The organism is Janibacter limosus (assembly GCF_004295485.1).
Classification (GTDB): Bacteria; Actinomycetota; Actinomycetes; order Actinomycetales; family Dermatophilaceae; genus Janibacter; species Janibacter limosus_A.
This window is the reverse complement of the sequence record NZ_CP036164.1, coordinates 3,257,690-3,271,663: the sequence shown is the minus strand read 5'-3', so window position 1 is coordinate 3,271,663 and position 13,974 is coordinate 3,257,690. Positions and strand designations below refer to the sequence as shown.

The 13,974-nt window shown below is 70.5% G+C and carries 14 protein-coding genes; 3 read left to right on the top strand and 11 right to left on the bottom strand.

From position 1 onward, the window contains the following. Position 1: 1 nt before the first annotated feature. A complete protein-coding gene (locus tag EXU32_RS15705) occupies positions 2-994 on the bottom strand; it encodes an AAA family ATPase (protein WP_130630754.1) in 993 nt (330 codons plus the stop codon). Positions 995-1,143: 149 nt separating this feature from the next. Here EXU32_RS15705 and EXU32_RS15700 point away from each other — a divergent pair, with 149 nt between their 5' ends. Then, complete coding sequence (locus EXU32_RS15700; protein ID WP_130630753.1) at positions 1,144-2,508, top strand: MATE family efflux transporter; 1,365 nt, start codon at positions 1,144-1,146, stop codon at positions 2,506-2,508. 43 nt (positions 2,509-2,551) lie between these two features. On the opposite strand, the gene EXU32_RS15695 is transcribed toward EXU32_RS15700, so the two are convergent. The 10 genes from EXU32_RS15695 to EXU32_RS15650 all read right to left on the bottom strand — a co-directional run bounded on the left by EXU32_RS15695 (position 2,552) and on the right by EXU32_RS15650 (position 12,056). Next, positions 2,552-3,175: a hypothetical protein gene (locus EXU32_RS15695; RefSeq protein ID WP_130630752.1), complete on the bottom strand. Its 624-nt coding sequence runs from the start codon at positions 3,173-3,175 to the stop codon at positions 2,552-2,554. A 128-nt stretch (positions 3,176-3,303) separates the two neighbouring features. Next, entirely contained in the window at positions 3,304-4,914 is a 1,611-nt protein-coding gene (locus EXU32_RS15690; protein WP_130630751.1) for a DUF3352 domain-containing protein, read from the bottom strand. Between the two features lie 103 nt (positions 4,915-5,017). Then, positions 5,018-5,614: an OmpA family protein gene (locus tag EXU32_RS15685; protein WP_130630750.1), complete on the bottom strand. Its 597-nt coding sequence runs from the start codon at positions 5,612-5,614 to the stop codon at positions 5,018-5,020. After that, positions 5,611-6,186, bottom strand: coding sequence for a hypothetical protein (locus EXU32_RS15680; RefSeq protein ID WP_130630749.1), 576 nt, complete (start codon positions 6,184-6,186; stop codon positions 5,611-5,613). The genes EXU32_RS15685 and EXU32_RS15680 overlap by 4 nt, the downstream gene beginning before the upstream one ends. Before the next feature lie 158 nt (positions 6,187-6,344). After that, entirely contained in the window at positions 6,345-6,791 is a 447-nt protein-coding gene (rplI, locus tag EXU32_RS15675; protein WP_130630748.1) for a 50S ribosomal protein L9, read from the bottom strand. 31 nt (positions 6,792-6,822) lie between these two features. Next, complete coding sequence (gene rpsR, locus EXU32_RS15670; RefSeq protein WP_007925814.1) at positions 6,823-7,059, bottom strand: 30S ribosomal protein S18; 237 nt, start codon at positions 7,057-7,059, stop codon at positions 6,823-6,825. A gap of 95 nt (positions 7,060-7,154) precedes the next feature. Then, a complete protein-coding gene (locus tag EXU32_RS15665) occupies positions 7,155-7,784 on the bottom strand; it encodes a single-stranded DNA-binding protein (RefSeq protein ID WP_130630747.1) in 630 nt (209 codons plus the stop codon). 78 nt (positions 7,785-7,862) lie between these two features. Continuing rightward, the gene (gene rpsF, locus EXU32_RS15660) at positions 7,863-8,150 is read right to left on the bottom strand and encodes a 30S ribosomal protein S6 (protein ID WP_130630746.1); all 288 of its coding nucleotides are present in this window, start codon (positions 8,148-8,150) and stop codon (positions 7,863-7,865) included. A 169-nt stretch (positions 8,151-8,319) separates the two neighbouring features. Next, entirely contained in the window at positions 8,320-9,633 is a 1,314-nt protein-coding gene (locus tag EXU32_RS15655; protein ID WP_130630745.1) for a hypothetical protein, read from the bottom strand. 17 nt (positions 9,634-9,650) lie between these two features. Further along, positions 9,651-12,056: a transglycosylase domain-containing protein gene (locus EXU32_RS15650; RefSeq protein WP_130630744.1), complete on the bottom strand. Its 2,406-nt coding sequence runs from the start codon at positions 12,054-12,056 to the stop codon at positions 9,651-9,653. Between the two features lie 172 nt (positions 12,057-12,228). On the opposite strand from EXU32_RS15650, the gene EXU32_RS15645 reads away from it, so the two are divergent. Both EXU32_RS15645 and EXU32_RS15640 read left to right on the top strand, forming a co-directional pair. Continuing rightward, a complete protein-coding gene (locus EXU32_RS15645; RefSeq protein WP_242612818.1) occupies positions 12,229-12,837 on the top strand; it encodes a PadR family transcriptional regulator in 609 nt (202 codons plus the stop codon). Then, positions 12,834-13,928, top strand: a complete 1,095-nt coding sequence (locus EXU32_RS15640; RefSeq protein ID WP_130630742.1) for an inositol-3-phosphate synthase — start codon at positions 12,834-12,836, stop codon at positions 13,926-13,928. The genes EXU32_RS15645 and EXU32_RS15640 overlap by 4 nt, the downstream gene beginning before the upstream one ends. Positions 13,929-13,974 lie beyond the last annotated feature (46 nt).

The window sequence follows — 13,974 nt, the reverse complement described above, 5'->3', positions numbered from 1 at the left end:
CCTACGGGGTGCGCACGGCGCGCACGACCGCGTCGATGATCGTCTCGACGCGCACGTCGTCGGCGGTGGCCTCGTAGGTGAGCAGCACGCGGTGACGCAGGACTCTGTGGGCCAGGTGGCGCACGTCCTCGGGGATCACGTGGTCGCGGCCCTGGAGCAGGGCGGCGGCCCGCGATGCCTTGGCGAAGGCGATCGAGGCTCGGGGGCTGCCACCGATCTCGACGTAGCGAGCCATCTCGGGAGGCATGACCTTGCCCGGGCTGCGGGTCGCCGCGACGATGAAGGTGATGTAGTCGAGGATCGCCTTGTCCAGGTACACCGAGCCCGCCAGCCGCTGCAGCTCTCGGGCGTCGGCGACGTCGATCATCGCGCGGTCGGGCTGGTCGAAGACACCGGCGTCGATGCGACGCACCACCTCGGCCTCCTCGGCCGGGCTCGGGTAGTCGAGCAGGTCCTTGAGCATGAAGCGGTCGAGCTGCGCCTCGGGCAGCACGTAGGTCCCCTCCTGCTCGATGGGGTTCTGCGTCGCGAGGACGAGGAAGGGCTCGGGAAGCTTGAAGACCTGGCCACCGATGGAGGTCTGTCGCTCCTGCATCGCCTCCAGCATCGCCGACTGCGTCTTCGCCGAGCTGCGGTTGATCTCGTCGAGCAGGACGAAGTTGGCGTGCACCGGACCCAGCTGGGTGACGAACTTGCCCTGGCTCGCGTCGTAGACCTGGGTGCCCACGATGTCGCTGGGCAGCAGGTCGGGCGTGCACTGGATGCGCTTGAAGGCGCCGCCGATCGCGGTCGCGAGCGCGTGCGCGGCCGTGGTCTTGGCCAGGCCGGGCACCGACTCGAGCAGGACGTGCCCGCTCGTCAGCAGGCCGATGAGGAGGGTCTCCCGCAGCCGCCGCTGCCCGACGACCTTGGTCTCGAAGCCCTTGTCGACCGAGGCCACGAGGCTGCGGGCCCGCTCCAGCTGGTCCTTGCTGATCCTGCTCGTGGGCGACACGTCGCTCCCCTTAGCTGCTGTGGTCGATGACGCGGCCACTCTACGTTTTTGACGCAGCGGTGGCACTGGGGAGGACTCCCCACGGCCACTCGCACCACCGGGGCGCTCGCCGGGCCCGTGGACGGCTCGCCCCTCCGTAGGGTTCGGGCATGCCCGCGTCCGTGCCACCCCCCGCCGCGATCCACGCCGGCCCGCGCGAGATCCTCGGTCTGGCCGTGCCCGCCTTCCTCGCGCTGGTCGCGGAGCCCCTCTTCCTGATGGTCGACGCGGCCGTCGTCGGCCGGCTGGGTGTCGTCCCGCTCGCCGGCCTCGGCGCGGCGAGCTCCGTGCTCCTCACCGCCGCCGGGATCTTCGTCTTCCTCGCCTACGGCACGACGAGCGTCGTCGCCCGCCAGTACGGCGCCGGGTCCCGGCGAGGGGCCCTCGAGCTCGGGGTCGGCGGCGTGTGGCTGGCGGGTGGCCTCGGCGTGCTGGCCGGCCTCGCCGTCGGCGTGGGGGCCCGCCCCCTCGCCGAGGGCTTCAGCTCCTCCCCCGCCGCCCTCGACCAGGCGGTCACCTACCTGCGGCTCAGCGCCATCGGCCTTCCGGCGATGCTGCTCGTCCTCGCCGCCACCGGCATCCTGCGCGGGCTGCAGGACACCCGCACCCCGCTCGTCGTGGCCACGGCCGGCTTCGGCGCCAACGCCGTCCTCTCGGTGGTCCTCGTGCTCGGCCTCGACCTGGGCATCGCCGGCGCCGCATGGGGCACGGTCATAGCCCAGTGGGGCATGGCGCTCGCTCTGCTGGTGGTCGTCCTGCGCGGGGGAAGGGCGGTCGGGGCCTCCCTTCGCCCGCACGTCGGTCGGGTCGTCGGGGCCGCGCTCGACGGTCTCCCGCTGCTCGTGCGCACCCTCGCCCTGCGCGCGGTCATCCTGCTCACCGTGGCGGCTGCGGCGTCCTTCGGCGACGTCCCGCTCGCCTCCTACCAGGTGACGACGACGATCTGGTCGCTCCTCGTCTTCGCCCTCGACGCGCTCGCCATCGCCGGTCAGGCACTCACCGGCGCGCAGCTCGGCAGCGGCGACGCGAAGGGAGCGCGGGCCGCCACGACGCTCATGGTGCGGTGGGGGGTATGGGGCGGGGTCGCCCTCGGTGCCGTGGTCCTCGCGCTGCACCGGGTGCTGCCGGCCCTCTTCACCGACGACCCAGCGGTGCGCAGTGCCATCGCGGCCGGGCTGGTCGTCGTGGCCCTCGGCCAGCCGCTCGCGGGGTACGTCTTCGTCATCGACGGGGTGCTCATCGGCGCCGGCGACGGTCGCTGGCTGGCGTGGTCGATGACCCTGGTCCTGGTCGCCTACCTGCCCGTCGTGCTGCTCGCCCGCGCCGTCGGCGGCGACCACGGGCCCGAGGCGGCCGTGGTCACGCTGTGGGTCGCCTTCACCGTCTTCATGGCGGTCCGTGGCCTCTTCATGGCCTGGCGCATCCGTGGCGACGCGTGGGCGGTGACGGGCGCCCAACGCTCCTCCCGCGCGTGAGGCCGCGCGCGGAGCTCGTCACGGCGCTGCCGGTCGGGCGGGGTCAGACGACGGCGGGGCGGGTGCTGTCGGCGTACGAGTACCAGCCCTGGCCTGCCAGGGCGTCCGCCACCCGGCGGCGGCCGGCCGCACCTTCGGTCCGCACGACCTCGAGCTCCTCAGGGCGAAGGGGGGTCAGCGTCAGGACGCGCACCCGGGCACCGTCGACGTCGAAGTCGCCGGGCCGACCGGGCAGCTCCACGCCGACCAGGGCGCCGAGTCGGCCGTCGGCCAGCCAGTCGGCGGGCGCGCCCTGACCGGAGAGCTCGACCGAGAGGATGTCGTGGCTGCGCAGCGCCTCGTCGAGGCTGGCGCCGGCTCCGGCCAGCGCCCCGGCGGCCTCCTCGAGCGCGACGGCGAGCCACCGCCCTTCGCCGGTCGGCCCGGCCATCAGCTCGCGGCCCTCGACGTAGAGCTCGACTGCGGCAGCCGCGCTCGCGGGATCGCCCAGGCCGTCGGTCGCCACGACACCGGTGTGCGGGGTGGTCACGACCGTGTAGGCGGACGACCCGCTCGGCCACAGGGCCGCCTCGTCGGCGTCGCCGAGGGCCGCGAGCTGGCTCCCGACCTGGCCGACGCCGCGCCAGTACTCGGCCCGCCGCTCGCGGGTGCGCTCGATCTGCTCCATGGAAGTCACCCCTGCATCCTGCCTGCTGCCCGCCACGGACGGAAGACCGACCCGGCTGGACCGCACGACGAGAGGGGCCCGCTGTGACCAGCGGACCCCTCCCACGACCGACGCCTAGCGGCAGCAGGTCACTTCGTCGTCAGCCGGAATCGGAAGTCCGCGTGGTCGTCCTCGCCCCAGGTCGAGAACCCGACGGCCGACAGCGGAGCCAGGTTGGCCTTGGTCTCGTCGTCGATATCCGACCCGAAGGTCTCGACGATCTTGCCGATGTCGGCGTAACCCACCACGCCTGCCTTGTCGGCGTCAGGCACTGCGTCCTTGAAGGCCGCGGAGTCGCCCAGGCCGGACCCGTTGGCGATCTCGTCGGCGTAGCCGGGCTGGGTCGTGACGACGGTGCGGTTGTCGCCCGCGTCCTTGACGCTCAGCTGCGGTCCACCCGAGCTGTAGCCCGACGACCCCGTGTCCACCGAGGCGACGAGCTTGTCGATCAGGCCCCGGTCACCGTTGGTGACGAGGGCGACCTTGAGCTCGTTGGCGTCCGGACCCAGCGCGAGGGTCGTGTCGCTGCCCACGGCCTTCGCGACGTCGTCCGGGACGGAGAGCCCGGTCTCGCTGGTGAAGGAGTCGAGGCCGGACTGCCAGTCGTCACCGAGCGTCTGGCGGGCACTCTTGTCGATCTCGGGCCAGGCCTTGCGCAGCGACTCGTCGAGCCCCGCGATCGAGAGTGCGCCCAGCGTGCCCTCGGGGAGGTCGCCGATGGAGGTGCCGTCACCGCCGGGGACGCTGCCGGCCGGCAGGGCGTTGGCTCGTCCGGCCAGCTCGAGCGTCGGGCCGTCGAAGCGCAGCGCGACGGCGTAGCGACCCTGGGCCTGACCGGAGCCCGACTGCCTGATGCCCACCATCGAGTCCAGGGCACCGAGCTGGGTCCCGTCCACCCAGGCGGTGGCGATGCCGTCCTCACCCAGGTCACTCATGTCGCTGGTGAAGTTGGCGTTGTCCTCGAGGGACCCGCTCTTGGTGTCGTTGATGGCCTTGTCGACGATCGCCTGCTCCTCGCCGCAGATCGCGAAGTCGGCCTGGACGGAGCAGTAGCCACCGTCACCGGTCATCGTGGCCAGGCCCTTGGTGGCCGCGTCCTGGTCGGTGCTGGCCAGGGCGATGACCACCCCGGGCTCGCCGCCGTCGGTGCCTGGCAGCACGGCGACGCCGATGCGCTGGCCCAGCCACGGCTCGACGTCCGTGGCGTAGTCGACGCCCTCGAACTCGCCGTCGTCCTGCAACGCGTCGAAGAGCTCCTTGCGCAGGTCACCGTTCTCGTCGACGCCGTTGAGCGAGTCCTTGGCCCCCGGGAACTTGCGCGCGAAGCGGAAGGCGTCGAGCTTCTGGTCGGCCGAGGGATCGAGGTCGACCTTGGCGAAGGCCACGGCCGTGCCGGGAAGGGCGGACTCCGGCTGGGGGCCGCCGCCGTTGACCTTGCTGAAGGCGAAGAGCGCACCACCACCGAGGAGACCGACCGTGAGCAGGCCTGCGGCGCCGAAGGCCCCCCACTTCAACGCCGTGTTGCTCGATCGCGGGGCCTGCGGCGGCGGCTGGTGGCCCCACTGCCCGGGGTGGTGCGGCTGGCCCTGGAAGGGGGCCTGTCCGTAGCCCTGCGGCGGCTGCTGGCCGTAACCCTGCGGGGGCTGGGGCTGGCCGTACCCGGGCGGGGGCGGCTGCTGGCCGTATGGCGGCATGGTCATGATGGTCTCCCCGGTCGATGCTGTCGTGTGGTGTCTTGACCAAAACCTTACGGTCGTTCGTCACCACGCGACATGGGGAGGACTACCCACCGGAGCCGCCCGGTCAGCCCGCGTAGCGGATCTCCACGCGACGGTTCTTCTCCCGGCCGTCAGGGTTGTCCTTGCCTCCGCTGTCGTTCGGTGCGACCGGATCGCTCTCGCCCTTGCCGCTGACGCTGAGCACGAGGTCGTCGCGTTCGTCCGCGAGGACGGCCGCGACGGCCCGGGCCCGTTGCTTCGACAGCTTCTGGTTCGCCGAGGTCGAGCCCACCGAGTCCGTGTGACCCACGACGGAGACCTTCGCCCCCTTCGGGACGTCCTTGGCCGCCTTGGTCACCGCGGCACGCGCCGGGTCACCGAGCTCGGCCTTGCCGAACTCGAAGAGGACGTCGGTGTCGAGGCTGACGACGGTGCTGCCGCCCGAGGTGGTGACGTCGGGCGTGAAGGGCTCGATGTCAGGCACGCTGATCGCCTCGACGTCGGGGACCTCCACGGCCGTCCGGTAGGCGTCGACCTCGGCGTCGGTGAGCGTCGGGAGGGTGTCGATCGTCAGTGGTTCGTCCACTGCACCGGAGGCCGAGGCACCGACGGCCCCGAGGAGGACGAAGGGGGCGACCAGGGCCCCTGCAACGGCGGCGCGGCGACGGGACGAGGTGCTCATTTCGGCATCGGGATGTCTTCGATGGCCGGGGACTCCGAGGTCACCCGCAGGTCCATCTCGGTGACGCCGTCCTTCGGAAGAGGGAAGGCGGTGAACATGTAGACCGGCTGCCCGAGGGGAGCCTCGGCCGTGACGTCGTCGCTCGTGAGGTCCTCGACGTGCTTGTACTTCTCGAGGTTCTTCATGTCGATGAGGACGGGGGCGAAGGAGGTCCACCCCAGCAGCTTGAAGGCCGACTTGTCCTCGGTGCCCCGGCCCGTGCCGGTCAGGCGGAAGGTCGCCAGCATGACGTTGTCGTCCCGGCGCAGCTCGAGCAGCTCGACCTTCGTCTCGTCGACCGAGTCCTGGTCGACCGTGATCGTCTGCTCGGCAATCGCCTTCGGCGGGTTCTTCAGGTCGATGCCTGCCGCCTTGGCCCCGTTGGCATCGTCCCCGGTGACGACTCCCGACGTCTGGGACGACGAGGACGACCCGGCCGAACCGCGGTCGTCACCGCCCCCCAGCATCGAGCAGCCGCTCAACGCCACGGCCGTGGCCGCCCCCAGTGCGATGGCCCGTGTACGGATCGTCATGGTCTCTCCCCTTGCTCGGCGGTTGTCCCGATCCACACTACGAAGCCATCGCGCCGGCGGACATGGGGAGCACTCCCCCGCTGGAGTCCCGCCGCACACGACGAAGGGGGACGACCACCGGTGAGGCGGTCGTCCCCCTTCGCAGGGATCGTGTCGGCTCAGCCGGCGACGACGTCGAGCTTGACCGTGGCCTGGACCTCGGGGTGCAGGCGAACGAGCGCCTCCGCCGGGCCGACGGCCTTGATCGGGGTGGGGATCTCGATCGTGCGACGGTCGATCTCCGGGCCACCGCCGGCCTTGAGGGCCTCGGCGACCTCGCGGCTGGTCACGGCGCCGAAGAGGCGACCCGACTCACCCGCGTGGGCGCTGACGGTGACCGTGCTCGACTCGAGGTTGCCCTTGATCGAGGTGGCCTCCTCCAAGGACTTGCCGGCGCGAGCAGCCCGGCCGGCGGCGAGCGCCTCGACCTGCTTCTGCGCACCCTTGGTCCACTGGTCCGCCAGACCGCGGCGGAAGAGGAAGTTGCGGGCGTAGCCCGCCTTGACGTCGACGATGTCGCCGGCCGTGCCGAGGCCGGTGACCTCGTGGGTGAGGATGACCTTCATGTCTGCTCCTGTTTGTCTTCGCGTCCGCGGATCAGCGGTTGGACGAGGAGTAGGGCAGCAGGGCCATCTCCCGGGCGTTCTTGACGGCGGTCGCGATACGACGCTGCTCCTGGACGGAGACGCCGGTGACGCGACGCGCACGGATCTTCCCGCGGTCGGAGATGAACTTGCGCAGCAGGTTCGCGTCCTTGTAGTCGATGTTCTCGACCTTCGCCGCCTTGAGCGGGTTGGCCTTCTTCTTGGGCTTGCGCACTACGGGCTTGGCCATCGTGGTGCTCTCCTTCGTGTTCACGAGAGCCCGAGGTTGGTCCTCGGGATGGGGGTGTTGTCAGTGCCCGGCCGGAGCCGAGCGAGAGAGATCGATCAGAAGGGAGGCTCGTCGTAGCTGGGAGCGTTGCCCCAGCCACCGCCGCCCTGGCCACCCTGCGGGGCGCCACCCGGAGCAGGAGCCGCCTGGCCGCCGCCGAAGCCGCCACCCTGCGGGGCCGCCTGCGGGGCAGGCTGACCGCCCTTGGCGCCGCCGGTCGCCCACGGGTCGTCCTGCTGGCCGCCGAAGCCGCCACCCGAACCACCCTGCTGGCCGCCGCCCCAGGAACCGCCGCCGCCACCCTGGCCGCCGCCACCTCGCTGGGTCTTGGTCACCTTGGCGGTGGCATAGCGCAGCGACGGGCCGACCTCGTCGACCTGCATCTCCATGACGGAGCGCTTCTGACCGGTCTCCTTGTCCTCCCAGGAACGGGAGATCAGGCGGCCGGTCACGACGACGCGGGTACCACGGGTGAGGGACTCCGCCACATTCTCGGCAGCCTCGCGCCACACGGAGCAGCGCATGAAGAGCGTCTCCGCGTCCTTCCACTCGTTCGTCTGACGATCGAACGTACGAGGGGTCGAGGCAACGGTGAAGTTGGCCACTGCGGCGCCACTCGGGGTGAACCGGAGCTCCGGGTCAGCCGTGAGGTTGCCGATAACGGTGATGGGTGTCTCGCCAGCCATGGGTTTCCTTCTCGATCGGGGATCGTCTCAGGTGAGTCTGCCGGTGGGCACCGACAGACCGGAGTCGAGGGTGAAGTCTCAGGCCTCGCTGCGCATGAGCTTGGTCCGCAGGACCTGCTCGGACAGACCCATCTGCCGGTCGAGCTCTTTGCTCGTGTCCGGCGTGCAGGTCAGGTTGGCGACGGCGTAGAGGCCCTCAGCCTTCTTGTTGATCTCGTACGCGAGACGACGACGACCCCAGTGGTCGATCTTGTCCACGGTGCCACCGTCATTGGTGACGACGGTGAGGAACTTGTCGAGCAGCGGCTGGACGGCCCGCTCGTCGGTCTCGGGGTCGAAGATGACCATGAGTTCGTACTGACGCATGCTGATAACCCGCCTCCTTCGGTCTGAACGGTCACGGTCTCTCCGTGACAGGAGGGTTTGTGCATCTGTCCTCGGGCACGCCGTCGGACGACGACACGCTACCGGGAACGCCCAAGGCTATCGGCTGCACTCCCTTCGCACCAAAGCGTGCACCGAGGGCGCGCCCGACTCAGACCGGGGCCGACTCCTGTGGACGGGCGTCGCGGACCGGGAGGGGCTGTGGACGAGGCGCCGGCTCGACCGGGTTGTCGACCGGCGTGTACCAGACGCTCCACAGCAGGAAGCACCACGCGATGGCCCGGCCGAGGACGACCACCGCGTACCAGGCGGCCGGCAGGCCCTTGTCCGGGTCGGAGGCCGCACCGATGTGCAGCCACAGCGCGCTGGCGTGCACCGCCTCGACGGCCACGAAGCCCAGGTGGGTGCGCCAGGACACTCCTGCGAGGATCGCCAGGGGCAGCACCCACAGCGCGGCCTGCACCGGGACCGAGGCGCCGGTGAGCGCCAGCACGGGGACGCTGAAGGCGGCGACCTGCGCCCAGGTCGCCGGCCGCCAGGCCCGCCGGGCCATGACGACGGCAGCCCAGATCGCCCCGACCCACCCGAGGAGGGCGAAGAGCGGCGCGACCTGCTGGGGAAGGGGGCGGCCCGCCAGCTCCGGGATGAGCAGGACCGAGCCGTAGCCCGGTTTCTGCGACCACCAGATCGTGAGCGGGCCGGTCACGATGCCCGGCGAGGCGAGCACGAGCAGCACGAGCAGGCCCACGGCGAGCACGACGGCGGTCACCACGGTGCGACGCGCCTCCGCTACGCGCTCACGCCGCCTCGCAGCCACGAGGAGGGCGATGGCGACGAGACCCACCCAGGCGTGCCCCAGCAGGGCCAGCCCGAGGAGCACACCGGCCAGGACCGGGCGCCGACGCGCGTCGGCCAGCATCGCCGCCAGCACGAGCGTGACGACGACGAGGTCGGGCGAGATGAGCGCGGCGACGACGTGGATCGGCGACAGCGCCAGCTGGACCGCGAGATCGATCCGCTGAGGACGGATCAGGCCGACGCACCAGACGGCCACCGCGAGGCAGCCGGTGATGAGCACGGTCCAGATGACGACGTACCAGCGGGTGGCGTCGAGCCAGCCCGCGTCCGGGACCACCCCGCCGAGTGCGGCCATCAGGCCCGACAGCAGCGGCATCTGATCGAGGTTGACGTCGCCCGCGAGCCACCCGGGCAGGCCCTGCTCGAGGCCGGCGATCTGATACTGGGCCGGCAGGTCGGAGAAGCACCCCCGCCAGAACTGGTCGTCGCCGTTCCAGCCGTTGGTCATGCAGTGCCCCTGGCGCAGGACCGCCGCCGACATCGGCAGCAGCAGCAACGCCACGACGAAGGGGAGCAGCCGTGAGAGCGAGCGCTGGCGTGGCGCGACGCGACGGCCGAGCGGTCCGCCGACCACCGCGCTGGCGTCGGCAGGCAGCAGGTCACGCACCGACCACTCCCGAGGCACTACTCCCCTTCGCCCACGCCGCCCGTGCCCGCGCCCGGCCTCGCGGGCGGGGTCAGGAGGGGGGCGGTGGTCATCGGCGGTGGCGGTGGCGTCGACGTCGACGACGACGTGCTCGGCGGTGGCGTCGACGCCGGGGGTGGTGGGGTGGTCGACGTGCTGGTCGGGGTCGACGAGGTCTTCGTCGTCGAGCTCGTCGAGCTCGTGGAGCTCGTGGAGCTCGACGTGGAGGACTTCGTCGTCGACGAGGACGAGCTGGAGGAGCTCGAGGTCGAGGACGAGCTCTTCGTGGTGGTCGAGCGGGGCGTCGGGGCCTGCGTCGTGCGCCGGGGCGCGGGGGCCTGCGTCGTCGTGATCGGCGCCGGCGCGTTGCTCGGCCGGTCGGTCTGCGGTCGGTAGGTGACATTGCCGGCCGGCGGGAGGCTCTTGACCGGTTCCCCGTCGAGGGCCCCGATCATGTAGTCCGTCCAGATCCTCGCGGGGATGGTCCCACCGGTGATCTCGGCGAAGCCGCCGAGGTTGACCAGCTGGTTCTTCTCCACCAGGCGGCCGTCACCCTTGTACATGCCGACGGCCGTCGCGAGCTGGCCGGGGGTGAAGCCGTCGAACCAGGCCGCGTAGTTGTTGGAGGTCGTCCCGGTCTTGCCACCGACGGGGCGTCCGAGGTCGGCGACGGTCGGGTAGCCGGTGCCGCCGGGCTTGTCGACCAGGCTCATCGCCTGGATCGCATCGCGTGCGACGTCCTGGGGGAAGGCCCGGCGGACGTCCTTCTTGACCTTGTAGTCGAGCTTGTACTCGCCCGTGCTCTTGACCGAGGCGATGTAGTAGGGGGTGGCGCGCCTCCCTTCGGCAGCGATCGTCGCGTAGGCGTTGGCCATGTCGATGACTCGCACCGCGTCCGTCCCGAAGACATTGGCGGGGGTCTGCGACAGCGGCGCGCGCTTGTCACCATTCCACCCGACGACGCCCGCATCCTCGGCCGACCTCGCGGTCGACTTCGGCGTGACGGCGAGGTTGAGCTGCGCGTAGTAGGTGTTGATCGACTTCTGCGTCGCGGTGCGCATGGTGGCCGGGCCGTAGGAGGCGTTGCCGTAGTTGACGACCCCACCGTTGCGCTGGATCTCGGAGGTCCCCGCGCCGGTCGAGACGAAGGCCTTGTTGTAGTAGGGGCTGGCACCGCTGTACGTGGTCGACAACGGCAGGCCCTTGCGCAGCGCGGCGATCATCGTGAAGGGCTTCATCGTCGACCCGGCCTGCATCTTGCCGTCGACCGCGGAGTTGAAGTAGCCGTACTTGCCCTGGCTGAACTTCGCTCCGCCGTACATGGCCCGGATGGCTCCGTCGTTGGGCTGCACGGAGGCCAGACCGATGTGCAGGTCAGAGGTCCGCTCCCCGGTGGGCCGTTGTTCCTTGACCGCCTTGGCCGCCGCCCGTTGGGCCTTCTTGTCGATCGTCGTGACGATCTTGAAGCCGCCCCGGTCGATGTCGGCGTCGGACAGCCTCAGCCGGTTGCGCAGCTCGGTGCGCACCTCTTCGGTGATGAAGCCGATGTCGTTGGACTTCGCGGTGCTGCGCTTGGGAGCCGTGGTCTTGGGGAAGGTCTGGTCCTGGCGCTCCGCCGCGGTCATCCAGCCCTGCGAGACCATCCCGTCGAGGACGTAGTTCCACCGGCCGGTGGCCAGCGTGGTCTGCTCCTCGCCGAGGGCGGGGTCGTAGAGGGATGGTCCACGGATCACGCTGGCCAGCAGCGCGCCCTCGGACGGCGTGAGGTCCTGGACGTCCTTGTCGAAGTAGGCCTTGGACGCGGTCTGGATGCCATCGGCCCCGCGACCGAAGTAGATCGTGTTGAGGTAGTTCTCCAGGATCTGGTCCTTGCTCAGCTCCCCGTCGATCTTCACCGACAGCAGGATCTCGCGCCCCTTGCGATCGAGGGTCTGGTCCTGGGTGAGGAAGTAGTTCTTCACGTACTGCTGGGTGATCGTCGACCCCCCGCCACGGTTCTGGCCGGCGAGGGCACCGCTGATGGCGCGGAAGATGCCCTTCGGCGAGATGCCCCGGTTGTCGTAGAAGGATCGGTCCTCGGCCGCGAGGAAGGCGTACTGCACCGGCTTGGGGATCTGGTCGAGGGTGACCGACTCGCGGTTGACCGTCGCGATCCGGTCCATCTCGGTCTTGCCGTCCGAGTAGTAGAGGACGGACGCCTGCTGAACGGCCCGGTCGTTGGGCTTGGGGATGTCGATCATCAGGTAGGCCGCCACCACCGCGCCGATCCCGAGGGCCACGAGCAGGGCGAAGCCGATGAGGATCTTGCGCAGGATGCCGCGCTTGCCCTTGCGTCGAGCACTCCGCGAGGACGACGCCCGGCGTCGAGAGCGCGACCCAGCGCTCGAGCGGGGGGAGTGGGACATGCGGCACCTCGTGATACGCGGGAGTCAGAGACCTTCGCAAACAGTATGAGCGCAAAGCGCCACGCCAAAACATTCGTACTCGATGTATCCACCCGATACATCGAGTAGGATCACACGGCACCGAGCACTTCTGACCCCTTGGTGCACACCGACCGGAGCGAAGGGAGTGGACGTGCGCCGTCGCGAGATGCTCGAGTTCGCCGTCCTCGGCCTCCTCCACGAGGACCCCCTGCACGGCTACGAGCTGCGCCGCCGGCTCAACACCCGGCTCGGGGCCTTCCGCGCCCTGTCCTTCGGCACCCTCTACCCGTGCCTGGCCAGCCTGCAGGGGCAGGACCTGGTGAGCGCCGACCGTGACGAGCCGCCCACCGGGAGCAGCCGGCGGCAGCGGATCACCTACACGATCACCGACGCCGGTCGGACCGCCTTCGCCCAGATCGCCGGGCGCACCGACCCGGGCAGCTGGGCCGACGAAGCCTTCGACGTGCGGGTGGCCTTCTTCGCCCGGACCGAGCGCGAGGTGCGCCTGCGCATCCTCGAGGGCCGACGCGCCCGGCTGACCGAGCAGCTCGACGGCATGCGCACCGGTGACGGGTCCGTGCGGCAGGACCGGTGGTCCGCCGCGCTCGCGGCCCACGGCGAGGACGCCACCGAGCGGGCCGTCGCCTGGCTCGACGAGCTCATCGACGCCGAGCGGCGTGGCCCGCAGGCCAGGCCCGGCACGCTCAGCGATCCCTCCCACCCAGCTTTCAACCCGCCCCCCACCAAGGAGAACCCATGAGTTCAATCCGCGTCGCCATCGTCGGCGTCGGCAACTGCGCCAGCTCGCTCGTGCAGGGTGTCGAGTACTACAAGGACGCCGACCCGTCGGGCACCGTCCCGGGTCTGATGCACGTGAAGTTCGGCGAGTACCACGTCAACGACGTCGAGTTCGTCGCTGCCTTCGACGTCGACGACAAGAAGGTCGGCAAGGACCTCTCCGAGGCGATCAACTCCTCGGAGAACAACACGATCAAGATCGCCGACGTCCCCACGACGGGTGTCGAGGTCCAGCGGGGCCACACCCTCGACGGCATCGGCAAGTACTACGCGCTGACCATCGACGAGTCGCCGGCCGAGCCGGTCGACGTCGTCCAGGTGCTCAAGGACGTCCAGGCCGACGTGCTCGTCTCCTACCTCCCTGTGGGGTCGGAGGAGGCCGACAAGTTCTACGCCCAGTGCGCGATCGATGCGGGCGTGGCCTTCGTCAACGCGCTGCCCGTCTTCATCGCCTCCGACCCCGAGTGGGCCAAGAAGTTCGAGGACGCCGGCGTCCCGATCATCGGTGACGACATCAAGAGCCAGGTCGGCGCGACGATCACGCACCGCGTCATGGCCAAGCTCTTCGAGCAGCGCGGCGTGGTCCTCGACCGCACCTACCAGCTCAATGTCGGCGGCAACATGGACTTCAAGAACATGCTCGAGCGCGAGCGCCTGGAGAGCAAGAAGGTCTCCAAGACGCAGGCCGTCACCTCCAACCTCGACGGCCCGCTGTCCGGCGTCGGTGCGGACGACCGCAATGTCCACATCGGCCCGTCGGACTACGTCGCCTGGCTCGACGACCGCAAGTGGGCCTACGTCCGCCTCGAGGGTCGGGCCTTCGGGGACGTCCCGCTGAACCTCGAGTACAAGCTCGAGGTGTGGGACTCCCCCAACAGCGCCGGCATCATCATCGACGCGATCCGCGCGGCCAAGATCGCCAAGGACCGCGGCATCGGCGGCGCCCTGCTCTCCGCGAGCAGCTACCTCATGAAGTCCCCGCCGGAGCAGCGCGAGGACACCGAGGGCCGCGTCAAGCTCGAGGCCTTCATCGCGGGTACCGAGGAGCGCTGAGCTCCCGACGTGCAGCGACAGCGCTCAGTCAGCACAGCATCGCTGA